Below are 24,212 nucleotides of genomic sequence, written 5' to 3'. Positions count from 1 at the left end.
AAGGGGTGGGCCCGCGCACAGATACCCGGCCAGGCCCAGCTCTTTACACTTGGGGCACCGGGCCATCAGGCCCATGAAGCGGACAGGTATGGAACTTCTGAGTCTTTTGTTTTTGTTGGGCGTGGGCATCCACTGGCTGAACGGCCAGGGACAACGCCAACGCACCGCCTTGCTGGCCGAGCAATTGCGGCCCTACCAGATCGAAAAGCACATGGCCCAATTGACCGAGGCCTACATGCGCGCGCTGGCCGAGCCCGAGGCCGCACGCCAACAACAGATCTTGCAACTGCAAGAACTGGCCGAGCAACAGCTGGCCGAAGAATTCAAAGCCCTGGCCACCGCATTCGGCCGACTGGCTGCGCCGGTGACACGCGGCTTCAAGATCGCGCTGCCCTTCATCGACCAGCTCTCGCCCAAAGCCACGTTTGACATGCGCCGCCTGCTGGTCGTGCACGCGCAAGGCATCGAGCGCGCCATGGCACACACGCCAACGCCCAGCAAAGAGCGGGCATTTCGCATCATGGCCGAGATGTTCTTGATGCAACACAGCTGCCACTGGTTTTGCAAATCCAAAACCATCGCCTCGGCCCGCATGATCAAACAGCACCAAACGCGCTACGAACAAGCGCTGGAAGCGGTCAGCCCCGAAACGCGCGAGGCGTATCTGGCTGTAGTTCAAGGCTGAGCCTGGGCAGAGCGCTCAAGCCCCTTGCGCAGTTGGCGTCAGAACTTCCTGGACACTGATCACCGCCGGGCCCAACAAAACCGTGAGCAAGGCCGGGAACACACAAAACACCAAAGGGATCAACAACTTGACGGGCAGCTTGGCCGCCGTTTCTTCGGCCAACAGCCGCCGCTTGGTGCGCAGCGATTCCGAGTGAACTTGAAGTGACTCGTGCACGCTGGTGCCCAGCATGTCCGCCTGGATGAGCATCACCACCAAGGCCTCCACATCTTCCAGGCCAATGCGTGCGGACAAATGGCGCAGCGCATCGGCTCGGCTGGCACCCGCACGCAACTCGAGCCCGGTCAGCTCGAATTCACTGGACAGTTCGGCGCAGCTCAAACGCATTTCATGCCCGACACGGTCAATGGCCGCGTCCAGCCCCAAACCCGCCTGCACACACACGCGCATCAAATCGAGCGCATCCGGAAAAGCATTGAACAAGGCTTGCTGGTAACGCGCCACAAGATGCGCCAAGATGGCATTGGGCAAGTAGTAGCCCAATATGGCACACACCAGCACAAGCCCCATGTCCATGGCTTGCGGCAAGTTCACTTGGCTGTACCACAGCACCCCCATCGCGATGCCAGGCAATGCAAAAGTCAGCACCGTCTTGCTGGCCAGATACACCAACGGCGCCAGACGCGAATGGATGCCCGCGTTGTAAAAGCGCAGCCGTAAACGAAAGGTTTGTGCCGGGTCTTCGGGCTCTGAAACCGATGACAAAGGCCCCAGCCAAGCCATGGCCTGCTGCACCTTGTCGAGCCACTTTTGCCAGCTTGCAGGCCGCTCAGGCGGGGCCGTGTCTTGCAAGCTGGCCAGCCGCTGCGTCATGCCGCTGGGCATCAAACTGCTCAGGGCCCAATAACTGAAACCACACACCAGCGCAAACACGCAGGCATAAATCAAAATGAGCATCCAGGACATAGGCGCCTTTCCTTCAAACACGGACACTGACGAGGCGCTGCATCCAGATGACACCCACCACCACCAAGACCAAAGAACCCATCAGCAGCTTCAATCCCAAAGGGTCGGTCCACAGCTTGCCAATGAACGCAGGGTTGACCCAACTGAGCACGGCGGCAATGGCAAACGGCAACACCGACAAAATCACCGCCGACAAACGCCCTTCAGCCGACAACACTTTCACGGTGGCCATGAGCTTGTGCCGCTCGCGGATCAATGAGGCGGTGTTCCTCAAAATATCGGCCAAATTACCGCCCGTTTCGCTCTGGACCATGGCCGCCACAACAAAGTAACGCACGCTGTCGCTGGCGATGCGCTCGGCCAGATGAGGCAAGGCCACCTGCAAAGAAATGCCGAAGTTCATTTCATCAAACACCGTTTGCAGCTCACTGGCAATCGGCTCGCGGGACTCTTTGGCCGCGATCAACAAGGCCCCACTCAAGGCATGCCCCACTTGCAAGGCCCGAGCCATCATCTCCAGTGCTGCGGGCAACTGCAGGTCAATCTGCAACAGGCGCCGGCGTTTTCGGTACAACACATACCAAGCCAGCAAGACCCACACCACAGGCATGAGCAAGAGTGAGGCCCAAACAGGTGCGCCGCCAAAAAAAGCCACCGCAACACCCGACACCGTGAAGACCAAAAACAAGCCAAAAGCCTGCGCCAAACTGATCTGCAAACCCGCCTGAACCAGCACGCGATCCAGCGCCCGGATGAAAGAACTCTGCTGCAACCAGGCCTGCACAGCGGCGTTTTCACTCAAATGGCGCTTTTGCGACAAGCGGACAGCCGCCTCCGCGCCATCGTCTTTGGACACCACCCGCCAGCGCTCGTTCAAGCGTTTGCGCCCGGGGCCCATGGTGGCATCCCACGTCATGATCAAAGCCGCCACCAACAAAGCCACAGCCACGCCGACGACGCACAGGATCAGTGCATAAAAAAAACCACTCATGGGGCCACTCCTTCGATCGTGAACATCGCGGGGTCCAGTTCAATGCCGCGTGTGTGCAGCCGCTGGAAAAACCTTGGCCGGATACCCGTGGCCACAAAACGCCCTTGCACTTGTGCATCGCTCGACAGGCCCATTTGTTCGTACCTGAAAATTTCCTGCATGGTGATGACATCCCCCTCCATGCCCGTGATCTCCTGCATGCTGGTGATTTTTCGTTTGCCGTCGGACAAGCGGGAGACCTGAATCACCACCGTCAGCGCGGCCGCAATTTGCTGGCGCAGGCTGCGCGTGTCGGTCTGCATGCCCGCCATGCCCAACATGTGCTCCAGCCGGGTCATGGCGTGGCGCGGCGTATTGGCATGGATGGTGCTCATGGAGCCCTCATGGCCGGTGTTCATGGCCTGCAGCATGTCCATCACTTCCACGCCCCGCACCTCTCCCAAAATGATGCGGTCCGGTCGCATGCGCAAACTGTTGCGCAGCAATGCGCGTTGCGACACCTCGCCCACGCCCTCCATATTGGGCGGCCGGGTTTCCATGCGCACCACATGCGGTTGTTGCAACTGCAATTCGGCCGCATCCTCGATCGTCACGATCCGCTCGTCCGGCGGAATGCTGGCGGAAACCACATTCAACAACGTCGTCTTGCCACTGCCCGTGCCGCCCGATATCAACACATTGAGCTTGGCCTTGATCACGCCGTCCATCAAACACGCCATGTCGGGGGTCATCGTGCCAAAGTCCAACAAATCCTTCATGGTGTAAGGCACCACGGAAAACCGTCGAATCGACAGCAAGGGCCCATCAATGGCCAGCGGCGGGATCACCGCGTTGACCCGCGACCCATCGGCCAGGCGCGCATCCACCATGGGGCTCATCTCGTCGATGCGTCGCCCCATCCTCGACACGATCCGATCAATCACGCGCAAAAGGTGACCATCGTTTTCAAAACGAATGGGCGTCAACTCGATCTTGCCGCGCCGCTCGACATACACCTTGAAAGGCCCGTTCACCAAAATGTCAGAGACCGTCCCATCGCCCAGCAAGGACTCGATCGGCCCCAAGCCCAGCATTTCATCCTGAATGCCCTGGCCAATTTGTTTGCGCTCCACTTCATTCAAGGCAAAGTGGTTTTGCCCGATCAAACTCTCGGTCAGGTTTTGGAGCTCTGCGCGCAAGCGCTCAGGAGGCAGCTTCTCCAAGCGGCGCAAGTCCATCTCTTCGAGGATCTGCCGGTGAATCTGCGACTTGATCTGATCAAAGCGCGCATGCGACAACTTGCTGGCACCCGCAGAATGCGAGCCCGGAAAATCCACCGTTCGGTTTTCAAACTGGTGGCGAATGCTGGACGGCGCCACACTTTGCACAGCGCTGGTTTCGGCTAGATTTTCAAGCATGTGCGCCCACCCAACGTGACAGCCACGTCTTGTTTTTAGGTGGCTCTGTTTGCAGGAAATTCGCCGCCACCAAACGCAAAGCATCGACCACCGGATTTTTGGGGTGCATCTTCACCAAAGGCTGCCCCAAGTTGATGGACTCACTCACCTCATCGAAATGCTCAGGCAATGTCTGGGTTACCCGCAAACCGATCGCCGCCTCAATGCTCTTGATGTCGACAAACCCTTTGCTGTTATAGCGGTTGACCAACACACGCAATTTTTCATCGCTGTAGGCCAGGGTTCTGAACAACTTGACCAGCCGTTTCGCATCGCGCACCGAAGGCATGGTGTTGTCCATCACCAGGTACACCACGTCGGCCATGTCCAGCGACTGGATCGCCAGCCCGTCCATTGCACGGTGGATGTCCAGCAAGACCACCTCGTACCTTTGCCTGGCCAATTGCAAGACTTTTTCAAGCTGCTTGGCGGTCACCGACAAAGCCGTTTCAATGTCATGTGGTGCTGCCAACAACACCAAGCCCGGGGCCACCTGGTGCATGCAACTGAACAACAACTGACCATCGAGCCGCTCGATCTGTTGCGTCAAATCGCTGATGTTGTTTTTAACGCTGCCGCCACCCAAGTAAAAAGAAGCGTCGCCATACTGCAAGTCCAGATCCAGAAAAGCACAGGATTTGGAGAACTCGCTGGCCATCAGGTAGGCCATGTTCGTGGCGACAAAACTGGCACCATTTCCCCCTTTGCACGAGACAAACGCCGCCATCTTGCCCCTGGATCTGACATTGTCAGGCGACTCCTGAAGCTTGATTTGGTGAGAAGCACAGCGTTTGAAGGCTTCGCTGAGCGCGTCATCGGCCAATGGCAAATTCAACACCTCGCGAACCCCAGCGCGCATCGCGCCAAACAGCAAAGTCTTGTCGGCGTTGTCCGTGATCAAAATCACATACAACTGGGGACGGTTGAACGTCAAGGCTTCGAGCGCCTTGAGATCCGCCATCTCATGGAACTTCGAACTCTCCACAATCAGCACATCACCGACCAAATCGGCCAAATCGAGGGCATGCACCGGCTGCCTCAAACTTTGGGTGTGCACCTCAATGCCTGCGGCAGCCAAGCTCACCGCCACCGCTTTGGCCAAAGCGGCATTGGACAAAATCAAATCGGCATTCATGGTGTTCCTCAACGCGCGCCCATAGCGCCAACACCGGTGCCCACACCAATGTTCAACACATTGACGGGCAGTGGCAGCACTTCAAAAGATTTTTGATACCGGTCCACCGCCGACTTGGCGATCACGGCATCGGTGCCCGAAACCCCAGGCGCACTCGCGGGCGCAGCCGGGTCCAGCACCTGGGTGTGCTTCGCTTGCCGCACAGCCTCGCCAAACGTGGCATCGGGCGTCCAAAGCGACGAGGCACAAGCGCCCAGCATCAGCGGTGCGCACAACAACATGCCTTTGCATGCGCCCATCAAGCGCCGTGTTTGTGAATTTTTCATGGCTTGTCCTTTCCTTCCAGCTGTCCGTCAATGAACAATTCGGTGCGTGTGGGTTGCCGGAAGTTGTCGGTGGGCAGAGCCGTCCGCGCTGTTGTCGGCTTGACCAAACGAGGCGTCACCACAAACAACAACTCCGACTGCTCTTTTTGAAACGCCGTGCTGCGAAACAAAGCGCCCAAGACCGGCAACTCGCCCAGCAGCGGCAAAGCCTTGATCGACTCCGTCACATTGCTTTTGATCAGCCCGCCAATGGCGAAGCTCTCACCATCGCGCAACTGCACCGTGGTCGATGCGCGCCGTGTCGTGATGGACGGCAGCAAACTGATTTGCCCGCCGGGGCTTTGGATCGTGGTGCCATATTGAGACAACTCGGAAACTTCGGGCGTGACACGCAAATTGATCAAGCCATCCTCGAGCACCGTGGGCAAAAACTTCAGGCCCACGCCAAACTCTTTTTCCTCCAGAACGATCGAAGCCCCCCCAAACCGTTCGATTGCGGCACGGGAATGTAAATCCGCCCGCCCGCCAAGAACGCGCCTTCCTGACCATTGACCGCAGTGATGGTCGGCTCGGCCAAGACTTTGACCAGCCCTTTTTTCATCTCGGCCGTCAAAGCAACGTTGTTGCCCGTCCGGGTGCTGGTGATGGTGGTCGAGCCACTGGTCAACAACTGCGACAACAAATTCACCGAGGCCCCGCCCATGCTGCGCGTGATGTTCAGGTCCACGCCCAAGTCTTCCAGCAAGGTCTTGGACACCTCGGCCACCTTGACCTCCAGCATCACCTGTTGCCCACCTTCCACACGCAACATGTTGATGGCCTTTTTGCCCCCCGAAAACGCATCGGCCAAGCCCATGATGCGCTGCGCCTTCAGGGCATCGCTCACCTGTCCTCGCACCACCAAAGTGTCGGCCACCGAATCCACACTCACGCCACCGGCCGTGGGCACCCATTCGCGCAGCTTCAACTGCAAAGCAGCCGTGTCCACATTCACCATCACATCGCGCAAACTGGTGGCACCCCCCGCAGACCAGACAAACAAGTTGGTCGTGCCCGTTTTCTTGCCCAACAAATACACCTCTTTAGGATTCACCAACATGACGTCGGCCACATCGGGGTTGGCAATCGAGATGCGAACCGCCTTCTCGGACAAGCCCATGACCATCGATTTGCCGGCGGTCAGACGCACAGGCGCTTCAACCTGCACGGGGCCATGACCGCTGGAGGCCACCACGGTGGCTTTGTTGCCAAGCAAAGCTGCTTTGCCTGTGGTGTTTGCCCCGGAAGGCTCTGCGGCACAGACCATGCCAGCCCAAAGACAGGCCAGCGCCACAGGCCCTTGACCCCAGAAGGGTCTGCTAACCGTTTGCGTTTGATTGCGGGTTTGAGGGAACTTCATCTTTTACTCCGTGGTTTTTTTCAGTCCGCGAATGACTTCTGTCGTGTCTGTCATGGGGGCGGTTTTTTGTCTGGCTTGGCTTGTTGCCAGTGCAGGCTGAGTGCTCAGCTTGGCCACCTGGGTCTTGATGTTGGACACCGCACTGCTCAATGGCCCCATCAAAAGCGCCGATGGGCTTTCGCTGCCTTGGAGCAAATCGTTCTTGCGCGCCCCAAGGGTCGAGACGCTTTGCATGTCCACCTGGCTGCGCAACACCAAAGACAAAGAACCCACGCTGCGCGCCAAGTCGATTTTTTCGGCCTGCGCGGGCGTCACTTCCAGCGTGACGGCATTGACGATTTTGGGCTTGGTCTCCAAATTGGAAACGTCTTGCGCCACCGCCAGCACCTTGATGCGCTCAATGACGATCTTGGAGACCGCGCTGTTTTGCGTGTCCACGGTGTTGACCATCACATCCACAAAAGTTCCGGGCAAGGCAAACCCGGCGACGCCCACAATTTCGTTGACCTTCACCGTCACGGCACGACGGCCCTCATGCAGCACCGCCGACAAGCCACCGGTCTCGCCAACGGCTGCCAACTTGGACATCAAGATCGGCTCGCCTTTGAAGACAGGCACATTGACCACGCGGTCTGAGGCCTGCTGCACCGAGGTCATGGGGTTCTTGATCGGACTGGTGCTGGGCCAATCCACCACCTCCACCATGTTCGGCTGCAATCGTGTGCCGATTTGCAAATCCTCTTTGCTCACCACCACATGGCTGGTCAACACAGAGGACTTGCTGTTGAGCCAAATGGCGGCCATGACCACAGCTGCAAGCCCTAAGCCAACGGCCAGGAGCAGCATCACCACGACGCGTATGTTTCTCATTTTTTTATCTTTCTCTAGGGCGTTACCAAGTTGGCCCATACAGGTGCACGAACGTCCCCGCACCGATGGCCAAGGCATAAGGCATGGAACCGTGCACGGTGGGCATGTCCTGGCGGTTGGGCACATCGCCGCAGGCCAGTGAAAACATGCCGTTGCACAAGGTCTGCCAAGTGCTGCGCAAAACTTCCTGCAGGCGCGCCTTCCACAAGGCCCAGATGAGTGACTGCACCCCACCGGCAATCAGCACGGTGATGCACAGGCCCATCACATCGGCGCGCCCCAGGAACAAGCCCACGGTGGCCATGAGCTTGACGTCACCGGCGCCCATGGCCCCGATGGCGTAGAACACCACAAACACCAACAGCGCCACCACACCCCCCACCAGCGCAGACGTCAGGCCCACACCGCCTGCGGTCGTGGACCACAGCAAGGCATAGGCGGTGGCGACGACCAGCAAGGCATTGGGGATCTTGCGTTGCGTCATGTCTTTCCACATGGCGATCAGCAAGACCAAGCCCAATACCCAAAGGCCTTGTGTCTGCGTATGGAGGGTTGGCATGGTGCGCTCTCGGTGTTTCACACACGCATCAAGCTGCGGGTGCGGGAGTCAGCTTGGTGGCGATCGTTTCAAAGATGGTGACCAACTTGGTACCAATGCCCGTGACCGCTACGGCGATGACCACCGAAATCAAGCCCGCGATCAAGCCATATTCAATGGCTGTCGCGCCAGACTCGTCGTTCAAAAATTGCGTTACAGCTGTTGTCCAGTTTTTCATGATGGAACTCCAAATCAAAAGTGATGAAACGTGATGGATCACGCCGGTCCTGAATGAATTTCCAGACACCGTGGAGCAACTTTAAAAATCGAAATGGCTTGGGTCTGTGCTCCATCACACCAAGACCATGCATCTGTGCAGCAGGCCTTCAAGCCGCTGTTGGCGGTTTGTTTTTTTGTGATGCTGTGTGTGCGTGCACACCGAATGGCGGGCGCAGGTGGCCTAAGGTGCCTGATCCACGCATGGCCACAGGGGCCTTGCACGCACACGGAGAAGACACATGCACCCACGTCATATGCTCATCCGGCGGCAGGCACAGCAAGGCGCTGCCGCCGTCGAATTCGCCCTCATCCTGCCGATCTTGCTGCTGGTGTTTTTCGGCATGATCGAACTGAGCCTGGCGCTGTACGACAAAGCCATCCTCACCAACGCCAGCCGCGAAGGCGCACGGGCTGGCATCGTGCTGAGTTCCCCCAAGATGACGGACGCCCAAATCCGTGCGGTGGTGTTGAACTACACCAATGGCAGCTTGATCTCTTTGGGCACCGCGACAGTGCCCACCGTCACCGTCGTCCAATCCAACCCCGCCAGTTTTCCGAACGCCTTGCGCGTGACGGTGAGCTACACCTTCAAAGGCTTGGGCGTGGGCACCATGCTGGGCGCATTGGGCTCGCCCATTGTTTTGACCAGCAGCACATCGATGGTGAACGAATGAGCACTCGCCCACACACCCAATCGCAACGCGGCTCGGTGAGCCTGATGGTGGCCTTCTTGCTGCCCATCTTCTTGGGACTGGCCGCCTTGGCCATTGACCTGGTGTATTTGCAAATCGTGCGCAACGAAATGCAAAACGACGCCGACTCGGCCGCACTGGCGGGCGCAAACTATTTTTTTGACGGCACCAACGCCACGCCCAACTGGAGCCTGGCCACCCAAAAGGCGCAAACAGCCATCACCCGCAACACCGCCTCGGGCACCGCCCTGAAAACCGGCACCGTGGCCACCGGCTACTGGAGCTTGGTGGACACACCTAAAGTGCTGCAAGCGCTGCCCATGGTGCCAAAGGCCTACGATGCCCCCGCCATTCAAGTCACCGTGGCCAAAGCGGTCAACACCAATGACGGCGAAGTGCCCACTTTTTTTGCGCGGTATTGGGGCATCTTGTCGCGCCCCATGCAGGCCACCGCCGTGGCGGGCTTGTCCAGCCCCAGCACCATCTTGCCCGGCGGCGTGTTCCCCATGGTGATCGCGCAATGCCTGTACGACACCTACTGGAATTTCAACGCCACACCTGCGGGCCCCAAAATTGACCCAACGACAGGCAAGCCCTATGTTTTCAGGATCGGCAGCGACTACCACTACGCCACCTGCGCATCGGGTCAGTGGACCTCTTTGCTGGACGACTCCAACAGCACGTCGGACATCAAAGAGCTGATCGAAGACGGCAACCCCGTGGACCTGAGCATTGGGCAATCCATCTGGATCCAGACCGGTGCCAAAGCTGCGCTGTTCGGCACCGTTAAACAATGCAGCAAACAAGGCGACAAGAGCTGCGAGTACGTGGTGATCCCCACAGTGGACACTGTCACCGCACATGCACGCGCACCGATCATGGCCTTTGCGTGCCTGCATGTTCTGGACGCCAACCAGGGCAGCAAATACATCCAGGTCGAAATGAGCACCAAGTGCAAAGCCCCTTGGGGCACAGGCATCGGCCCCAACTACGGCGTGGTCTCGCCGCCGAGTTTGTTCAAGTGAGTCAAGCCTCTGCCAGCCGCTTGAGGTAAGGGCCCACCATCTGGCGGCTGGTGCGCTGAAGGCCCATCAGCAAAGCATGGTCCGGCTGGGTGCAGCCATGGCGGGTTTTCAGGTCGTGCTGCATCTGCGCCAGCAAATGCGCGGCCATCTCGGCATCGGCCAAGGCCCGGTGCGCACGGCCTGACGAAGGCAAGTGGTGCATAGCCGCCAGCGTGCCCAGCTTGTGGTTGAGCGCTTGCGGATACAAACGCCGCGACAGCAGCAAAGTGCAAGCAAACGCGTGCGAACCGTCTTGCCCGCAGCGGGCCAGCTCGGCCTGCCAAAACTTTTTGTCAAAGGCAGCGTTGTGCGCCACCATGGGCCGCCCGCCCACAAAACTGGCCGCCTCGCGCATGACCTGCTCGGCCGGCGGCGCGGCTTGCACCATCTCGTTGGTGATGCCGGTCAACTGGGTGATGAAACTGTTGACCCGCACCCCCGCATTCATCAGGCTCTGGTAACGGTCCACCACCTGGCCGTTTTCCAGCAACACCACCGCTACCTCGGTGGCGCGGTCGCCCATATTGGGCGAGATGCCCGTGGTTTCAAAGTCGATGACGGCGATGGAAGACATGGCAATGGAAGTGAGCACAATCGCGAAGCGTCCAAGGGTAACCGAACAACGGTGGTACAACACAGCACCCATTCTTCCATCCAAGCCCATGCACCCCGGCCCCATCCTCTTCTGTGGCGACCCCCACGGCCAATGGCAGCACATCATCGATGCGGCCGAGCAAACGCAGGCCCGCGCCGTCATCTTGCTGGGCGACCTGGAGCCTGCGCGGCCGCTGCACATGGAGCTGGAGGCCATTTGGGAGCGCGTCTGGTTCATCCACGGCAACCACGACACGGACAGCGAAGACACCTTTGTCAACGTGTGGCACCCCGAGCTGGCCGAGCGGCACATCCATGGCCGCGTGGTCACACTGCCATGCGGCACACGCATAGCTGGGCTGGGCGGCGTGTTTCGCGGGGCGGTGTGGTACCCCAAAAACACGCGCCCTGCCCAATACCGCAACCGCGACGAGCACACCCGCAAAACCCCGCGCCAAGACCGCTGGCAAGGCAGCGCACACCTCAAACACTGGTCCAGCATCTACCCCGACGAAGTGGAACAACTGGCCGCACAGCAAGCCGACATCCTGATCACCCACGAAGCCCCCGGCTACCACGCCTATGGCTTTGAAGTGCTGGACACACTGGCCCGCCGCATGGGCGTGCACACCACGGTGCACGGCCACCAACACGACTGCATCGACAGCAGCGCACGCTGGGATGCGCAAGGCTTCAAGAGCTTTGGGGTGGGGCTGCGGGGGGTGATGGTGGTGGAGAAGGTGGGTTGATTGATATCAAATTTTGATTTTGATATCATTGACACCTATCCCAAGGAGACCACGCCATGTCGTCCATCACCATCCGCAATTTGCCCGAAGAAACCCACAGAGCTCTGAGACAGCGTGCCGCATTGGCGGGACGCAGCACAGAAGCCGAAGTGCGCGCCATTCTGGAGCAAGCTGCCCGCCCGCAAGGGCGCATCCAACTGGGATCGCTGCTGGCCGAAATTGGCCGACAAGCTGGCGGCTTTGACTTGGCCATTGAGCGCGACAAAACACCTGCAAAACCCATGGTGTTTGAATGATCCTGCTCGACACCAACGTCATCTCTGAACCGCTGAAGCTGTCAGCGGATGCCGGCGTTTTGGCGTGGATCGACGCGCAATCCATCGACACCCTTTACCTGTCCGCCATCAGCCTGGCCGAATTGCGTTTTGGCATCGCTGCCCTGCCAGCGGGCAAACGCAAAGAGACCCTGCAGCTGGGCCTGGAGCAACGCATACTGCCGTTGTTCGCTGATCGAATCCTGCCCTTTGACGCAGCCGCATCGCAAACTTATGCGAACATCCTGTCGATGGCACGCACGCAAGGCAAGGCCATCTCGACAGCGGACGGCTACATCGCCGCCACCGCAAAGCGCCATGGCTTCATCGTGGCCACCCGCGATGCCAGTCCCTTTGAAGCGGCGGGGCTGACCGCGATCAATCCTTGGACGGTCAGGCATTGACGAAGCCTATCTCTGGCTTTTGATTTCTGCGAGGTAACCCAGGCAAAGCCCTGGTACACAAACACACGACTCGTCTTTAATCTGACAGCCTCATTCAAAGTGAGGCCCTATGCACACGCAGACCAGCAAAGACCAAGCACCCGTTTACGGCACTCGGCCCCAAAAACCCGGCATGTATTTGGGCTTGTTCCATGGCCGCGATACGCCTCATGAAGCGATGAACGGCTGGGGTTTTGATGGCCCCGCGCTTGGCCCGCTCAAACACGTTCACACCACCTACGCTTGCAGCATGAACGTCGAGTTCACCAGCCTGAGCGACGCCCACTTGCTCACTGGCAGCAACGACACGTTTTTGGAACTGCAACTCGACGGCGACCTCTTGTGCTTTGACGGCAAGCTGTACGGCGATTGGACGGTCTACATGGTGAAGCCCGAAGAATGCTTCCGGCCGCCCGACACCTTCAGGCAAAACACCCGCCCCAACGATTTGCGCAGACAAGCCAAGCCGATCCCTTGGGAAGAGGACAAGTAAAAGAAATACAAAAAAGATGGTCTGCAAGCAGCACATCAATTCAACGGGTCAGATCAGATGGCTTGGATACCAATCGAAGTCAAATAACCATATATTGGGTCGTAGAAAGACGGGTCTCTGGTGGGGTCTTCTGGATCGCCGGGTGGGATAACGATGACCATGCCTTGGCGAGCGCGGGTAAGCAAAACCCGATAAGCATTTTTCAAATACATCTGGCGATGTGCCAGGTGTATTTTTTGCCATTTGTTGCCCACAAACGAACGGTATTCCCAGTCGGCTTCGCCAAAGCGCAAGTCGGCATCCCAAACCACACAAGCCCAATCCAGTTCGAGCCCTTGAACGTGAAACTCGGTTGCAACGTCTTCTAAATAAAAAGACGAACGCACGTCATCGCGGTCGTCCAAAAACCAATGGATGGGGTCCATGGGTGAACGAACGTCGATGGCGTGTGGGCGCAGGCGAACGGCTTGCGAAGAAACCACCATGCCGAAGCGCTCGCTGCCGCGAGCTTTGTCGCGCAGCCAGCGCTTGGCCTTGTCTAAATCGCGGGTCACCACGATCGGGTAGCGCGCCTGAACGTCTTGGAACATGGCTTGGGCCAAATCGGTACGACGGTCCAACAAGTGCTTTACGAAGGTGGACACATGCTCTGCGCGGAAGGAGCGCATGGACACCGACAAATGCAGATCGTCGTTGTGGTGAACGTTGGCCCGTGATTTCAGTTGCGACAGTGCTGAATCCGCACCGTATTCGGAGTCTTGCAGGTGAGGCGAAATGTGCACCGCCCAATCTGGGTAATGCTCGTGAATGGCCTTGAGCCACTCACCAATACCGGCTTCACCCGTGTTAATTTCTTGACCACCGCCCACCAAACATACGACCACAGCCCAGTCGGGGTGACGGTCAAGGCAAGAAATCAAGAAGTCAGGCTCGGAGCGGTTGAAGTCTGGGTAGCCCTTTTTGCGGGCCATGAATTGGGTGGTTTGTTCTAGCGTCCAAGCGCGTTGTGCTTCGTCAAAGATCACCACGTGATCCACAGGCGGCCGCTCGTCCGACAAATACGCATCGCGGAAATGGTGGACGTTTTGAATGAAGGCTTCAACGGCTTTTCTGGCTTCGCCCTTGCGCAACTTTTGGCCGATGGCTTTTTTACGCGCCACCTCATCGCGCACTAAGGCTTCACGCAGGATGGCAACTAAAGGGCCATTGCCCGACAGGTACACGCTGTGCAAATCGCTCTCGGCGTCCATGTGCTTGGTGGCGATGTCCAATCCCACCAAGGTTTTGCCCGCACCTGGTACACCCGTCACAAAACAGATGGCCTTTTGCTTACGCTGCTTTGAATCTTGGATCAGCTGCGCAATCGCAACCGAGGTTTGTGCCAAGTTCTTTTCACCCGCATCGTTGCGTGAGAGTTCGGCCACCGAGTGATTACCGTAAAGCGCTGATGCGGCTTCGATGATGGTGGGGGTGGGACGGTAACGCCCGTTGGCCCAATCGACGGCATCGAGTTGTTCGCCACAAGAAAAGGCTAACACATCTTCGATGGTTGTAGCCAACAACGCTGGCGAGGTGTTGATGGGGAAAAGCACACCATCGTTGTGATGGCTGGTGACGATCTGACCGCTGATACCCTGTGTTTGAGTGGCGATCAAGATGGGTGCGATCACACAGTGATGGCTCGTTTCGTGGAAGTTTTTGAGGTCGAGTGCGTAGTCCCAAACCTGATCGACCGCAGCACGGTTAAAAAGCGATTCACCGACCTTGAACTCGATGACAAAAATGGCGTGGTCGATCAAAATCAACACGTCGATGCGTTTGCCCAAACGGGGCACGATGAACTCAAAGAAAACTGTGCCGCGACCTGTGAACGATTTAAGTTCTTTCTGAAGAATTTGAATCTGTGAACGCCATGCATCTCGCTGGGTCGTCTCGATGGAAAAACCACTGTTCTCAGTCAAGACGCCCAGCACCAAGTTGGGGTCTGATGTCACAAATTGCTTGATGTGTGCCGAATAGAAGGAACGATTGGAATATTGCACGCGTTATCTAAAGTACTTATTTTTGAATTGAGATGATCTTAAACGGATTGATGATGATTTAGTGATGCCAGCTTGATGCTCAATCACCTGATTTAGCAACACAATGTTCTCAGTCGGCCATGTGGTGCTGGCCCCCAAAAAGGCGCACATCCTGCTGGTCACGATCAACAAGCAGGGCCGGGCCGACGAGCACAAATACATGGATCACTGGATCGATGACAGCCACTTTCATTGGCAAAGCCAAAACGCCACCGACCCAAGCAGCAAGCGCGGCCAAGAGATCATCCGCCACGCCGCTTTGGGCATCGACATCCATTTGTTTGTGCGCGAAAACAAACTGGCCGCAGGCAAAGCGGCCCCCTTCACCTACCACGGCCGCGTGGTCTACCAATCACACCAGGGCAGCCAGCCTATGAGTGTGGTGTTTGGGTTGCAAAGTGGGGCGGGTTGATGGGCTGAGCGCTCAACTGCGGACAAACGCAAGCAAAAGCTGATAGTCACCTTGGTCTGCAGCTCGCAGGGCGGCCAAGTACCGTGCCCGAACCTCGTTGGCTGCAACCAGACTGCCGCCACTTCCCCATGTGAACGCAGCTTGGCCACGGCTTCGCAGCAAGGCGTCGGCCATCATGCGTGAATGTCGGCCATTGCCATTGGGGAAGGGGTGAATCCAGACCAGGTCGCGGTGAAAGCGTGCTGCGATTTCGTCAGGGGGAAACGTGGCGTTGTCGATCCACCAACGCGTGTTGTCGAACAGGTTCTTGAGCCGCACCGCGACCTGCGTCCAATCGCAGCCGATGTTCTTGTCGGACTTGCGAAACGTGCCCGCCCACGCCCAAGTTTTCCCAAACATCTGCTCATGCAGCTCTCGGCAGAACCCTTCGCTCAGCACTTGCGGTGCTTTGACCCGCTTGAGCCAGCGCACGGCGCGCAAGATGTTCTCTTGCTCCCAGTCGTTCAGGTCACCCTGGGTGGCCAGGTGCCCCGGGATGAGCCCGGCCTTCTCGTCGGGGTCCAGGGGTGTCTGGCCGTCTTGTTCGTCCAGGTCTATCGCCATAGGTCTGACCAGCGGCCGCGCAGCAATTCTTCGGTCCTGCGGTCCACCTGTTTGCGAAGCCGTTCTGCGCCAGGGCGCTGGTCTTCAAGTCCCATGGTGTGGGCCACGCTGCCAACCTCTTCCATCGCGATGGCGCGAGCGCGTTCCTGAACCACGTCGGTGAGCGGGCGTCTGGGAACCAGTGCATAAACCAGTTCGCAATCCAGTCCATCAGCGAGTTTGCGCAGTTGTCCGAGCGAGATGCGATCCTCCGCTTCGGATTGTTCGGACTTGTGCAGCGTCGCCCCCGAGATGCCCAGCCGCTGAGCCTGCTGACGTTCCGTCCGGCCCAGGGCCTCTCGGATGAGCTTCAGCCATCCCCGTGACGGTGGCTGCCGCTTCACCAATTCCGCGTAGCCGGAAAGGGTGGACTGCACTTGTTCGAGTCGAAGCTGGTTCAGTTCAGAAGACATTGCTAGCCTATAGGCTGGTTAATTTCATTGAAATGATAGTCTAATTAGAAGCACGATGCAAAAATTTGCTTCTTTATAGACAAGCAGGAAATGTCAATATGCTGCACTGATGGGAAGCTTTTATTGATCCGGCCAGCCCATGAGCATTGTGTTTGGACTTGATACGGCGGCGGGGTAATTTGCAGGGCGAGATTTGCCATGTCTGCGGCCCACTCGTCCCAATGGTCTTTTAAAATTTCTTCAAAATAGACAATTATTTTATTTTTTGTCCATAATGGCAAAATGTCTAGCAAGCCGCCCATTGTTTTCCCTCAAGAGCAAACGCTGCTCACCGCCTTGGGCGAGCGCCTGCGGCTGGCGCGTTTGCGCCGCAAACTGAGCACGGCCGTGGTGGCGCAGCGGGCAGGCATGTCGCGCACTTCGGTCTACAAGGTCGAGGCCGGCGATGCGGGTGCCACTTTGGGCACTTATCTGCGTGTGCTGGCGGTGCTCGGGCTGCAGGCAGATTTCAATGCCTTGGCCGCCGACGACAAAGTGGGGCGCAAGCTGCAGGATTTGGCTTTGGCCCCATCGCCCGCAGCGCGACGCCAGCGCCGTGCCAGCGTGCTGTCCACCGACGCTGCCAACAGCACTTCTGAGGGGCAGCTATGACGGGGCAACTCGATGAGCTAGAGGTCTGGTTAGATTGCGATTTGGGGCCAGCTTGTCTGGTTGGCAACTTGGCACATGACCGAGGGCAGATTCGCTTTCATTACGACAAAGATTGGCTGAGCGATCCGAGAGCTTTTGCGCTGGACCCTGATTTGTCTTTGGACGCGCATCCGTTTTTCCCCAAGCCGGAGCTGGGCAACTTTGGCGTCTTTCTCGACTCATCACCCGACCGCTGGGGACAAACGCTGATGAAACGGCGCGAAGCCTTGCTGGCCAAAGATCAAAAGCGTCCGGCCAGAACACTTTATGCATGGGATTTCCTGATCGGCGTGCAGGACATTACCCGACAGGGGGCGTTGCGGTTTCGCCCATCTGGCACGCAAGCGTTTTTGGGCAACGATGCTTTTGCAGCGCCACCCGTGACCACGCTGCGCGAACTGGAGCAGGTGGCTTGGCAGCTGACCCACAAGCGCATTGACGATCTCGATGCTTTGCGCAAATGGTTAACAGTGCTTGTGGTACCGGGTTCTTCGCTGGGAGGCGCCCGTCCCAAGGCCAACTTCACAGAGCTGGACGGTTCTCTTTGGATTGGCAAATTTCCGGCGCGTGACGATGACCGTGATGTCGGGGCTTGGGAGTTCGCCACACATCAAATGGCCCAACGTGCAGGCATCGATGTCCCTGCTGCAAAGCTGTTGCGCCTGGGTGGTGAGTTTCATACTTTTTGTGTGCAGCGCTTCGACCGTGTCGGTGGTCAGCGGCGGTTTTATGCATCGGCCATGACGCTGCTGCGCAAGGAGCAAAGCGAGGGCTGTAGTTATCTGGAATTGGCGCAATTTCTGCGGGCCAGTGGCGATGCAGCGACGGTTCAATCTGATCTGTCTCAGCTGTTCAGGCGCGTGGTGTTCAATGTGGCGGTGGGCAATCGGGACGACCATTTGCGCAATCACGGCTTTGTGTTGAGCTCAACGGGCTGGCGTTTGGCACCCGCGTTTGATGTGAACCCGAACATCGACAAAGCAGAGCATGTGCTGAACATTGACGACATGGACAACCGTCCTGACTTGCGCACCGCGTTGAGCACGGCCTCGTTTTACGGCCTGACGGCAGCGCAAGGGCGGCACATCGTGGAAGAGGTGATGGGTGTCGTGGACACTTGGCGCAATGTAGCCAGCCAAGTCCGCATTTCTCGGGCAGATATCGAACTAACGGCCTCTGCGTTCAGTACACATGAGGCTTGGCCAAAAGACTGAAGCCCACCCGGCTCTGTGGCCGTTGTTGGTGTCGCTTCAGCAGTTCACCCCATCAAATATCGATATTCCCCGCCCGCAGCGCGTTGCTCTCGATGAAGTTGCGGCGTGGTTCGACCTCGTCGCCCATGAGCATGGTGAACACGCGGTCGGCTTCGATGGCATCGTCGATCTGCACGCGCAGCAGGCGGCGCACGGTGGGGTCCATGGTGGTTTCCCACAGTTGGGCGGGGTTCATCTCGCCCAGACCTTTGTAGCGCTGGCGGCTGGTCGTGCGTTCGGCTTCGCTGATGAGCCATTGCATGGCCTGGCGGAAGTCGCTGACTTTTTCTTCCTTCTGGCGCTCGCCTTCGCCGCGTGAGACTTTGGAGCCTTCGGTCAGCAGGCCACGGAAGGTGTCTGCCGCTTCGGCCAAGGCCGCGTAGTCGGCGCCGCGCACAAAGTCTTGCGTGAGCACGCTGCTCTTGATGTTGCCGTGGTGGCGGCGGCTGATGCGCAAGATGGGTTTGTCGGTGCGTGCGTCAAATTCAGCACTCACTTCGGCAGGGATGCCGGTGGTGTTGAGTTCGCGCAGTTTGGCTTGCAGTGCGGGCGCGCTTTCGGCGGCGGTTTCCAGCGAGTCCATGTTGAGCGACACGCCGTCGGCAATGGCGCGCAGGGCCTCGGCGTCCATGAAGTTGGACAGGCGGGCAATCACCGATTCGGCCACTTGGTGCTTTTGCGCCAGGGCTTCGAGGGTTTCGCCGGTCAGCACTTGCTGTGTGGCAGTGGTGATGCTGGCGTCTTTCAAGGCGATGCGCAGCAAGAAGCCGTCGAGCGCTGGGCCGTCTTTGAGGTACAGCTCTTCTTTGCCTGCCTTGACTTTGTAGAGCGGTGGCTGAGCAATGTAGATGTGGCCGCGCTCGACCAGCTCGGGCATCTGGCGATAAAAGAAGGTCAGCAGCAGGGTGCGGATGTGGGCGCCGTCAACGTCCGCGTCGGTCATGATGATGATGCGGTGGTAGCGGAGTTTGTCGGGGTTGAAGTCGTCGGTCGCGCTCTTGCCGGATTCGGCGCTGGCCTTGCCGATGCCGGTGCCCAAGGCGGTGATGAGCGTGATGATTTCGTTGCTGGTCAGCAGCTTTTCGTAGCGGGCTTTTTCGACGTTCAGGATCTTGCCGCGCAGGGGCAAGATGGCCTGGAATTTGCGGTCGCGGCCTTGCTTGGCAGAGCCACCGGCGGAGTCGCCCTCGACGATGTAGATTTCGCAGAGTGCTGGGTCTTTTTCCTGGCAGTCGGCCAGTTTGCCGGGCAGGCCCATGCCGTCGAGCACGCCTTTGCGGCGCGTCATTTCGCGGGCTTTGCGGGCGGCTTCGCGGGCGCGGGCGGCTTCCACGATCTTGCCGCAGATGATCTTGGCGTCGTTGGGGCGCTCTTCCAGGTAGTCGTTCAGGGCTTTGGCCACGATGTCTTCCACCGGGGCGCGCACTTCACTGGACACCAGCTTGTCTTTGGTCTGACTGGAGAACTTGGGCTCGGGCACTTTGACGGACAGCACGCAGCACAGGCCTTCGCGCATGTCGTCGCCGCTGACTTCGACTTTTTGCTTTTTGGCGATCTCGTTTTTCTCGATGTACTTCGCAATCACGCGGGTCATCGCAGCGCGCAGGCCGGTCAGGTGGGTGCCACCGTCACGCTGGGGGATGTTGTTGGTGAAGCACAGGACAGATTCGTTGTAGCCGTCGTTCCATTGCATGGCCACTTCGACACCGATGCTGGTGCCGGGGATGCCGCCGTAGCTGTCGGCAGGGCGCTCGCCCATGGCGTGAAAGGCGTTGGGGTGCAGCACCTTTTTGTTGGCGTTGATGAAGTCCACAAAGCCCTTGACGCCACCGGCGCCCGAGAAGTCGTCTTCTTTGCCGCTGCGCTCGTCCTTCAGGCGAATGCGCACGCCGTTGTTGAGGAAGGACAGCTCGCGCAGGCGCTTGGCCAAAATTTCGTAATGGAAGTCGTTGTTCTGCGTGAAGATTTCAACGTCGGGCAGGAAGTGCACTTCGGTGCCGCGCTTGTCGGTCGCGCCGGTCACGCGCATGGGCGAGACTTCCACGCCGTTGACTGTTTCGAGCAGGCGGTTTTGCACAAAGCCGCGTGCGAATTCGATCTCGTGCACTTTGCCTTCGCGGCGCACCGTGAGGCGCAAGAATTTGCTCAAGGCGTTCACGCACGACACACCCACACCGTGCAAGCCGCCAGAGACTTTGTAGCTGTTCTGGTTGAACTTGCCGCCAGCGTGCAGTTCGGTCAGCGCGATCTCGGAGGCACTGCGCTTGGGCTCGTGCTTGTCGTCCATCTTCACGCCGGTGGGGATGCCGCGGCCGTTGTCGGTGACGCTGATGGAGTTGTCCGAGTGGATGGTGACGACGATGTCGTCGCAGTGGCCCGCCAATGCTTCGTCGATCGAGTTGTCCACGACTTCGAACACCAGGTGGTGCAAGCCGGTGCCATCCGATGTGTCACCGATGTACATGCCGGGGCGCTTGCGCACCGCTTCCAGACCTTCGAGGATCTGGATGGAGCCTTCGCCGTAGCCTTCGGATGCGCCCGCCTGGTGGGCGTCGATCTTGGGTTGCACGGTGGTGAAGGACTCTTCGATGGGCTGGTTTTCTTCGGTCATGGTCTGTTTTCTCTGTCGCTTGAATGGCCGAAACCCGCGAGAGGTCGCGGGTTTCGATATGGGGCCTTAAGTGGGCATCAAGGGCTTTGGCCTTAAATGCGCATCGGCATCACCACATATTTGAAGTTGTCGTTCTCGGGGATCGTGATCAGCGCCGAGCTGTTGCCGTCGGCCAGATCGATGCGGACCATGTCTTGGCCCATGTTGCTGAGCACGTCGATGATGTAGGTCACGTTGAAGCCGATCTCGATGGCGTCACCGCCGTAGTCGATGTCGAGTTCGTCCACGGCTTCTTCTTGTTCGGCGTTGGTGGAGGCCACACGCAGCGTGCCTGGCTCCAGGTTCAGGCGCACGCCTTTGAATTTGTCGCTGGTCAAAATCGCGGTGCGCTGCAGGCACGACAGCAAAGCCTGGCGGCCCAGCGTCAGGTTGTTGCGGTGGCCTTTGGGGATCACGCGGTTGTAGTCAGGGAACTTGCCCTCGACCAGCTTGGTCACAAACTCCATGCCGTCAAAGCTGAACTTGGCTTGGTTGTTGGCGAACTGCATCTCGATCGCGCCATCGGCATCAGACAGCAGGCGCTGCATTTCGAGCACGGTCTTGCGCGGCAAGATGACTTCTTGTTTGACGGGCACTTCGACGTCGAGCGTGGCCGAGGTGTAGGCCAGGCGGTGACCGTCGGTGGCGACCAGGCTGAGCTTGTTGCCTTCGGCCACAAACAAGATGCCGTTGAGGTAGTAACGGATGTCGTGCACGGCCATGGCAAACGAGACCTGACCGAGCAAGGTCTTGAGGGTCTTTTGCGGCACGCTGAACACGGGGCCAAAGCTGGCCGCTTCTTGCACCAGCGGGAAGTCTTCTGCGGGCAAGGTCTGCAAGGTGAACTTGGATTTGCCGCCCTTCAAGATCAACTTGGCTTGCGACGATTCGAGGCTGACGGTTTGGTCAGAAGGCATGGTGCGCAAGATGTCGATCAGCTTGCGTGCGCCCACGGTGGTGGTGAAGTCGCCAGGGTCGCCGTCCATCTCGGTGGTGGTGCGGATCTGGATTTCGAGGTCGCTGGTGGTCAGCTGCACGGCATGACCGGTTTTGCGGATCAGCACGTTGGCCAGCACCGGCAAGGTGTGACGGCGTTCCACAATGCCCGACACGGATTGCAGTACCGACAGCAATTTGTCTTGGGTGGCCTTCAGGACGATCATGGGTCTACCTTTGGTGGTTTTTCAAGCTTCAGCCCTGGGGGCTGGGGTTAGAGGGTCAACAGACGACATTTTCGCCTGTTTTTGGGTGCTTTTGAGGGGCATCGGCGCGATTGCTTCATCAGCCCTTGAGGGTCTGCTCCAGCACGTGCAGTTGTTGGTTCAGCTCGGTCAGCTGCTGGCGTTCGGCGTTGATCTTGCGCACGGCGTGCAAAACCGTGGTGTGGTCGCGGCCGCCAAACAGCTCGCCGATCTCGGGCAGGCTCTTTTGGGTCAGCTCTTTGGCCAGGTACATGGCGATCTGGCGCGGGCGGGCAATGCTGGCCGGGCGCTTCTTGCTGTACATGTCGGCGACCTTGATCTTGTAGTAGTCGGCCACGGTCTTCTGGATGTTTTCCACACTGATCTGGCGGTTCTGGATCGACAGCAAATCGCGCAGCGCGTCGCGGGCCAGCTGGATGGAGATTTCCTTCTGGTTGAAGCGCGAATACGCCAAAATTTTGCGCAGCGCACCTTCGAGCTCGCGCACGTTGGAGCGCACGTTCTTGGCCACGAAGAAGGCGACTTCTTCCGGCATCTCGCTGCCTTCGCTGATAGCTTTGTTGATCAAAATGGCCACGCGCATTTCGAGCTCGGGCGGCTCGATCGCCACCGTCAAACCAGAGTCAAAGCGCGAAACCAGTCGCTCGTGGATGTCGGCCAGGCCCTTGGGGTAGGTGTCGCTGGTCATCACGATGTGCGACTTTTTGGCCAGCAAGGCTTCAAAGGCGTTGAAGAATTCTTCTTGCGTGCGGTCTTTGTTGGCAAAGAACTGGACATCGTCGATCAGCAGCAAATCGAGCGAGTGGTAGTGGTGCTTGAACTCGTCAAAAGTCTTGCGTTGGTAGGCTTTAACCACATCCGACACAAACTGTTCAGCGTGGATGTACAAAACTTTGGCTTCGGGGCGGTCGGCCAGCAGTTTGTTGCCGATCGCGTGCATCAGGTGGGTCTTGCCCAGACCGACGCCGCCGTAGATGAACAAGGGGTTGTACAGGTGCCCGGGCTGGCCCGCCACGTGCATGGCCGCAGCACGCGCCATGCGGTTGGCTGTGCCTTCGACCAGGGTGTCAAAAGTCAGGGCCGAATTGAGGCGGCTGCGGAAGGTGTTGACCACCGGCTCGTCGGCCGCTTCCAACACCTCGGGGGCGTTCTCCATCGAGGAGGGCGTGGACTGCCGCACTGTCTTGACGCCAGCTTCACGCGGAGTGATCGCTAACTCAATTTGAACTGGATGGCCTTGCAGGTTCTCTAAAATGGCCGACAGGCGGCCTGCGTATTGGGCGCGGATCCAGTCCAGCTTGAAGCGGTTGGCAACGTACAAAGTCACGCGCTGCTGGTCTTCGGAGACTTGAACGGTGAGTGGTTTGATCCAGGTGTTGAGCTGCTGCTCGGGCAGCTCACGGGACAGCTCGTCCACGCAAGCGAGCCACAGCGCTTGGCCTGCATCCATCGGAATTTCTGGGGGGAGTCCCTCGGACATGTTGTATTTATTTTTGTGGATAGAGAAGAAGAAAAACGGCAGGACAGCTGACTTTATCAAGAGCTTATCCACAATCGCAAAAGCAACTGGAAGGTGATCATAAACCACATCAACTGGATTTGGATGAGGGTGTTCCCGAAAGCTTAAATGAAGGGAAATTTGCCGAGAGCCCGAAAGTTTGCGATAATCTTGGGTTTCGCCCAACGCAGCTTATGGCTTTGGGCACAAAGGAAGAGTTATGAAACGCACCTACCAACCATCCAAAACACGTCGCGCCCGTACCCACGGCTTTCTGGTCCGCATGAAAACCCGTGGCGGCCGTGCTGTGATCAACGCACGCCGCGCCAAGGGCCGCAAGCGTCTGGCTGTCTAATGTCCATCCGGCCGTCCGGCTGTGGCCCTGTGTCACTGCTGA

Annotated in this window: 28 protein-coding genes; 11 read left to right on the top strand and 17 right to left on the bottom strand. The window is 58.4% G+C overall.

Features of this window, described 5'->3' with window-relative positions; translation table 11 throughout:
* Positions 1 to 73: 73 nt before the first annotated feature.
* Positions 74 to 685, top strand: a complete 612-nt coding sequence (locus B9Z43_RS06535) for a hypothetical protein (protein WP_233253950.1) — start codon at positions 74 to 76, stop codon at positions 683 to 685.
* A 15-nt stretch (positions 686 to 700) separates the two neighbouring features.
* On the opposite strand, the gene B9Z43_RS06530 is transcribed toward B9Z43_RS06535, so the two are convergent.
* From B9Z43_RS06530 to B9Z43_RS06490, 10 genes are read right to left on the bottom strand one after another with little or no spacing between them, the layout of a single operon-like run.
* The gene (locus tag B9Z43_RS06530; protein ID WP_108323903.1) at positions 701 to 1,651 is read right to left on the bottom strand and encodes a type II secretion system F family protein; all 951 of its coding nucleotides are present in this window, start codon (positions 1,649 to 1,651) and stop codon (positions 701 to 703) included.
* Positions 1,652 to 1,664: 13 nt separating this feature from the next.
* The gene (locus B9Z43_RS06525) at positions 1,665 to 2,642 is read right to left on the bottom strand and encodes a type II secretion system F family protein (protein ID WP_108323901.1); all 978 of its coding nucleotides are present in this window, start codon (positions 2,640 to 2,642) and stop codon (positions 1,665 to 1,667) included.
* A complete protein-coding gene (locus tag B9Z43_RS06520) occupies positions 2,639 to 4,039 on the bottom strand; it encodes a CpaF family protein (protein WP_108323899.1) in 1,401 nt (466 codons plus the stop codon). Before B9Z43_RS06520 ends, B9Z43_RS06525 begins: the two co-directional genes overlap by 4 nt.
* Positions 4,032 to 5,213 (bottom strand): AAA family ATPase, encoded by a 1,182-nt coding sequence (locus B9Z43_RS06515; RefSeq protein WP_108323897.1) that lies wholly within the window; start codon positions 5,211 to 5,213, stop codon positions 4,032 to 4,034. The genes B9Z43_RS06520 and B9Z43_RS06515 overlap by 8 nt, the downstream gene beginning before the upstream one ends.
* A gap of 8 nt (positions 5,214 to 5,221) precedes the next feature.
* Positions 5,222 to 5,539: a hypothetical protein gene (locus tag B9Z43_RS06510; protein WP_108323895.1), complete on the bottom strand. Its 318-nt coding sequence runs from the start codon at positions 5,537 to 5,539 to the stop codon at positions 5,222 to 5,224.
* Positions 5,536 to 5,982, bottom strand: coding sequence for a hypothetical protein (locus tag B9Z43_RS17360; protein WP_233250027.1), 447 nt, complete (start codon positions 5,980 to 5,982; stop codon positions 5,536 to 5,538). The genes B9Z43_RS06510 and B9Z43_RS17360 overlap by 4 nt, the downstream gene beginning before the upstream one ends.
* Positions 5,973 to 6,938, bottom strand: coding sequence for a type II and III secretion system protein family protein (locus tag B9Z43_RS06505; protein ID WP_233250028.1), 966 nt, complete (start codon positions 6,936 to 6,938; stop codon positions 5,973 to 5,975). Before B9Z43_RS06505 ends, B9Z43_RS17360 begins: the two co-directional genes overlap by 10 nt.
* A gap of 3 nt (positions 6,939 to 6,941) precedes the next feature.
* On the bottom strand, positions 6,942 to 7,808 hold the full coding sequence (cpaB, locus tag B9Z43_RS06500; RefSeq protein ID WP_199222259.1) for a Flp pilus assembly protein CpaB: 867 nt from the start codon (positions 7,806 to 7,808) through the stop codon (positions 6,942 to 6,944).
* Positions 7,809 to 7,830: 22 nt separating this feature from the next.
* Positions 7,831 to 8,367 carry a prepilin peptidase gene (locus B9Z43_RS06495; RefSeq protein ID WP_108323893.1) on the bottom strand — a complete coding sequence of 179 codons (537 nt, stop codon included), beginning with the start codon at positions 8,365 to 8,367 and terminating at the stop codon, positions 7,831 to 7,833.
* 28 nt (positions 8,368 to 8,395) lie between these two features.
* Positions 8,396 to 8,584, bottom strand: coding sequence for a Flp family type IVb pilin (locus tag B9Z43_RS06490; RefSeq protein ID WP_108323891.1), 189 nt, complete (start codon positions 8,582 to 8,584; stop codon positions 8,396 to 8,398).
* Positions 8,585 to 8,864: 280 nt separating this feature from the next.
* Between B9Z43_RS06490 and B9Z43_RS06485 the strand changes: the two genes are divergently transcribed.
* The gene (locus B9Z43_RS06485; RefSeq protein ID WP_233250029.1) at positions 8,865 to 9,299 is read left to right on the top strand and encodes a TadE/TadG family type IV pilus assembly protein; all 435 of its coding nucleotides are present in this window, start codon (positions 8,865 to 8,867) and stop codon (positions 9,297 to 9,299) included.
* Positions 9,296 to 10,342, top strand: coding sequence for a TadG family pilus assembly protein (locus B9Z43_RS06480; protein WP_108323887.1), 1,047 nt, complete (start codon positions 9,296 to 9,298; stop codon positions 10,340 to 10,342). The genes B9Z43_RS06485 and B9Z43_RS06480 overlap by 4 nt, the downstream gene beginning before the upstream one ends.
* A 1-nt stretch (position 10,343) precedes the next feature.
* On the opposite strand, the gene B9Z43_RS06475 is transcribed toward B9Z43_RS06480, so the two are convergent.
* The gene (locus B9Z43_RS06475; protein WP_108323885.1) at positions 10,344 to 10,955 is read right to left on the bottom strand and encodes a PolC-type DNA polymerase III; all 612 of its coding nucleotides are present in this window, start codon (positions 10,953 to 10,955) and stop codon (positions 10,344 to 10,346) included.
* Positions 10,956 to 11,043: 88 nt separating this feature from the next.
* On the opposite strand from B9Z43_RS06475, the gene B9Z43_RS06470 reads away from it, so the two are divergent.
* The 4 genes from B9Z43_RS06470 (at position 11,044) to B9Z43_RS06455 (ending at position 12,974) form a co-directional block, all read left to right on the top strand.
* Positions 11,044 to 11,724: a metallophosphoesterase gene (locus B9Z43_RS06470; protein WP_108323883.1), complete on the top strand. Its 681-nt coding sequence runs from the start codon at positions 11,044 to 11,046 to the stop codon at positions 11,722 to 11,724.
* Positions 11,725 to 11,780: 56 nt separating this feature from the next.
* A complete protein-coding gene (locus tag B9Z43_RS06465; RefSeq protein ID WP_108323881.1) occupies positions 11,781 to 12,020 on the top strand; it encodes a plasmid stability protein in 240 nt (79 codons plus the stop codon).
* Positions 12,017 to 12,442, top strand: a complete 426-nt coding sequence (locus B9Z43_RS06460) for a type II toxin-antitoxin system VapC family toxin (RefSeq protein WP_108323879.1) — start codon at positions 12,017 to 12,019, stop codon at positions 12,440 to 12,442. The genes B9Z43_RS06465 and B9Z43_RS06460 overlap by 4 nt, the downstream gene beginning before the upstream one ends.
* Before the next feature lie 109 nt (positions 12,443 to 12,551).
* A complete protein-coding gene (locus B9Z43_RS06455; protein WP_108323877.1) occupies positions 12,552 to 12,974 on the top strand; it encodes a hypothetical protein in 423 nt (140 codons plus the stop codon).
* 53 nt (positions 12,975 to 13,027) lie between these two features.
* On the opposite strand, the gene B9Z43_RS06450 is transcribed toward B9Z43_RS06455, so the two are convergent.
* Positions 13,028 to 15,016, bottom strand: a complete 1,989-nt coding sequence (locus B9Z43_RS06450; protein ID WP_108323875.1) for a DUF2075 domain-containing protein — start codon at positions 15,014 to 15,016, stop codon at positions 13,028 to 13,030.
* 103 nt (positions 15,017 to 15,119) lie between these two features.
* Between B9Z43_RS06450 and B9Z43_RS06445 the strand changes: the two genes are divergently transcribed.
* Complete coding sequence (locus tag B9Z43_RS06445) at positions 15,120 to 15,467, top strand: DUF3427 domain-containing protein (RefSeq protein WP_108323873.1); 348 nt, start codon at positions 15,120 to 15,122, stop codon at positions 15,465 to 15,467.
* A 12-nt stretch (positions 15,468 to 15,479) separates the two neighbouring features.
* Here the strand turns inward: B9Z43_RS06445 and B9Z43_RS06440 are convergent, their stop codons facing one another.
* Positions 15,480 to 16,070, bottom strand: coding sequence for a mobile mystery protein B (locus tag B9Z43_RS06440; protein WP_108323871.1), 591 nt, complete (start codon positions 16,068 to 16,070; stop codon positions 15,480 to 15,482).
* A complete protein-coding gene (locus B9Z43_RS06435) occupies positions 16,061 to 16,522 on the bottom strand; it encodes a mobile mystery protein A (protein WP_108323869.1) in 462 nt (153 codons plus the stop codon). The genes B9Z43_RS06440 and B9Z43_RS06435 overlap by 10 nt, the downstream gene beginning before the upstream one ends.
* Positions 16,523 to 16,804: 282 nt before the next feature.
* Between B9Z43_RS06435 and B9Z43_RS06430 the strand changes: the two genes are divergently transcribed.
* Both B9Z43_RS06430 and B9Z43_RS06425 read left to right on the top strand, forming a co-directional pair.
* Positions 16,805 to 17,173 carry a helix-turn-helix domain-containing protein gene (locus B9Z43_RS06430; RefSeq protein WP_108323867.1) on the top strand — a complete coding sequence of 123 codons (369 nt, stop codon included), beginning with the start codon at positions 16,805 to 16,807 and terminating at the stop codon, positions 17,171 to 17,173.
* Between the two features lie 68 nt (positions 17,174 to 17,241).
* Positions 17,242 to 18,426, top strand: a complete 1,185-nt coding sequence (locus B9Z43_RS06425) for a type II toxin-antitoxin system HipA family toxin (RefSeq protein ID WP_233250030.1) — start codon at positions 17,242 to 17,244, stop codon at positions 18,424 to 18,426.
* A 52-nt stretch (positions 18,427 to 18,478) separates the two neighbouring features.
* Here B9Z43_RS06425 and gyrB read toward each other — a convergent pair whose 3' ends face one another.
* From gyrB to dnaA, 3 genes are all read right to left on the bottom strand, one after another.
* Entirely contained in the window at positions 18,479 to 21,076 is a 2,598-nt protein-coding gene (gyrB, locus tag B9Z43_RS06420; RefSeq protein WP_108323863.1) for a DNA topoisomerase (ATP-hydrolyzing) subunit B, read from the bottom strand.
* A 92-nt stretch (positions 21,077 to 21,168) separates the two neighbouring features.
* Positions 21,169 to 22,278: a DNA polymerase III subunit beta gene (gene dnaN, locus B9Z43_RS06415; protein WP_108323861.1), complete on the bottom strand. Its 1,110-nt coding sequence runs from the start codon at positions 22,276 to 22,278 to the stop codon at positions 21,169 to 21,171.
* A 118-nt stretch (positions 22,279 to 22,396) separates the two neighbouring features.
* Complete coding sequence (dnaA, locus tag B9Z43_RS06410) at positions 22,397 to 23,797, bottom strand: chromosomal replication initiator protein DnaA (RefSeq protein WP_233250031.1); 1,401 nt, start codon at positions 23,795 to 23,797, stop codon at positions 22,397 to 22,399.
* Between the two features lie 238 nt (positions 23,798 to 24,035).
* Between dnaA and rpmH the strand changes: the two genes are divergently transcribed.
* Positions 24,036 to 24,170, top strand: a complete 135-nt coding sequence (gene rpmH, locus B9Z43_RS06405; protein WP_005798102.1) for a 50S ribosomal protein L34 — start codon at positions 24,036 to 24,038, stop codon at positions 24,168 to 24,170.
* Positions 24,171 to 24,212: the final 42 nt, after the last annotated feature.

The sequence above is a fragment of the Limnohabitans sp. MMS-10A-192 genome (assembly GCF_003063335.1).
In the GTDB taxonomy this organism is placed as follows: Bacteria; Pseudomonadota; Gammaproteobacteria; order Burkholderiales; family Burkholderiaceae_C; genus Limnohabitans_A.
The sequence above is the reverse complement of the archived record's forward strand: the minus strand, read 5'-3'. Positions and strand labels throughout refer to the sequence as shown.

What these genes read in the sequence shown, in the direction of transcription:
- B9Z43_RS06435 (WP_108323869.1), bottom strand. Translation starts at nt 16,522, where the DNA reads ATGTCTTCTGAACTGAACCAGCTTCGACTCGAACAAGTGCAGTCCACC.
- B9Z43_RS06505 (WP_233250028.1), bottom strand. Translation starts at nt 6,938, where the DNA reads ATGAAGTTCCCTCAAACCCGCAATCAAACGCAAACGGTTAGCAGACCC.
- B9Z43_RS06445 (WP_108323873.1), top strand. Translation starts at nt 15,120, where the DNA reads ATGTTCTCAGTCGGCCATGTGGTGCTGGCCCCCAAAAAGGCGCACATC.
- B9Z43_RS06455 (WP_108323877.1), top strand. Translation starts at nt 12,552, where the DNA reads ATGCACACGCAGACCAGCAAAGACCAAGCACCCGTTTACGGCACTCGG.
- B9Z43_RS06535 (WP_233253950.1), top strand. Translation starts at nt 74, where the DNA reads ATGAAGCGGACAGGTATGGAACTTCTGAGTCTTTTGTTTTTGTTGGGC.
- B9Z43_RS06525 (WP_108323901.1), bottom strand. Translation starts at nt 2,642, where the DNA reads ATGAGTGGTTTTTTTTATGCACTGATCCTGTGCGTCGTCGGCGTGGCT.
- B9Z43_RS06520 (WP_108323899.1), bottom strand. Translation starts at nt 4,039, where the DNA reads ATGCTTGAAAATCTAGCCGAAACCAGCGCTGTGCAAAGTGTGGCGCCG.
- B9Z43_RS06485 (WP_233250029.1), top strand. Translation starts at nt 8,865, where the DNA reads ATGCACCCACGTCATATGCTCATCCGGCGGCAGGCACAGCAAGGCGCT.
- B9Z43_RS06475 (WP_108323885.1), bottom strand. Translation starts at nt 10,955, where the DNA reads ATGTCTTCCATCGCCGTCATCGACTTTGAAACCACGGGCATCTCGCCC.
- B9Z43_RS06490 (WP_108323891.1), bottom strand. Translation starts at nt 8,584, where the DNA reads ATGAAAAACTGGACAACAGCTGTAACGCAATTTTTGAACGACGAGTCT.
- gyrB (WP_108323863.1), bottom strand. Translation starts at nt 21,076, where the DNA reads ATGACCGAAGAAAACCAGCCCATCGAAGAGTCCTTCACCACCGTGCAA.
- B9Z43_RS06480 (WP_108323887.1), top strand. Translation starts at nt 9,296, where the DNA reads ATGAGCACTCGCCCACACACCCAATCGCAACGCGGCTCGGTGAGCCTG.
- cpaB (WP_199222259.1), bottom strand. Translation starts at nt 7,808, where the DNA reads ATGAGAAACATACGCGTCGTGGTGATGCTGCTCCTGGCCGTTGGCTTA.
- B9Z43_RS06440 (WP_108323871.1), bottom strand. Translation starts at nt 16,070, where the DNA reads ATGGCGATAGACCTGGACGAACAAGACGGCCAGACACCCCTGGACCCC.
- rpmH (WP_005798102.1), top strand. Translation starts at nt 24,036, where the DNA reads ATGAAACGCACCTACCAACCATCCAAAACACGTCGCGCCCGTACCCAC.
- B9Z43_RS06465 (WP_108323881.1), top strand. Translation starts at nt 11,781, where the DNA reads ATGTCGTCCATCACCATCCGCAATTTGCCCGAAGAAACCCACAGAGCT.
- B9Z43_RS06530 (WP_108323903.1), bottom strand. Translation starts at nt 1,651, where the DNA reads ATGTCCTGGATGCTCATTTTGATTTATGCCTGCGTGTTTGCGCTGGTG.
- dnaN (WP_108323861.1), bottom strand. Translation starts at nt 22,278, where the DNA reads ATGATCGTCCTGAAGGCCACCCAAGACAAATTGCTGTCGGTACTGCAA.
- dnaA (WP_233250031.1), bottom strand. Translation starts at nt 23,797, where the DNA reads ATGTCCGAGGGACTCCCCCCAGAAATTCCGATGGATGCAGGCCAAGCG.
- B9Z43_RS06495 (WP_108323893.1), bottom strand. Translation starts at nt 8,367, where the DNA reads ATGCCAACCCTCCATACGCAGACACAAGGCCTTTGGGTATTGGGCTTG.
- B9Z43_RS06470 (WP_108323883.1), top strand. Translation starts at nt 11,044, where the DNA reads ATGCACCCCGGCCCCATCCTCTTCTGTGGCGACCCCCACGGCCAATGG.
- B9Z43_RS06515 (WP_108323897.1), bottom strand. Translation starts at nt 5,213, where the DNA reads ATGAATGCCGATTTGATTTTGTCCAATGCCGCTTTGGCCAAAGCGGTG.
- B9Z43_RS06460 (WP_108323879.1), top strand. Translation starts at nt 12,017, where the DNA reads ATGATCCTGCTCGACACCAACGTCATCTCTGAACCGCTGAAGCTGTCA.
- B9Z43_RS06510 (WP_108323895.1), bottom strand. Translation starts at nt 5,539, where the DNA reads ATGAAAAATTCACAAACACGGCGCTTGATGGGCGCATGCAAAGGCATG.
- B9Z43_RS06430 (WP_108323867.1), top strand. Translation starts at nt 16,805, where the DNA reads ATGTCTAGCAAGCCGCCCATTGTTTTCCCTCAAGAGCAAACGCTGCTC.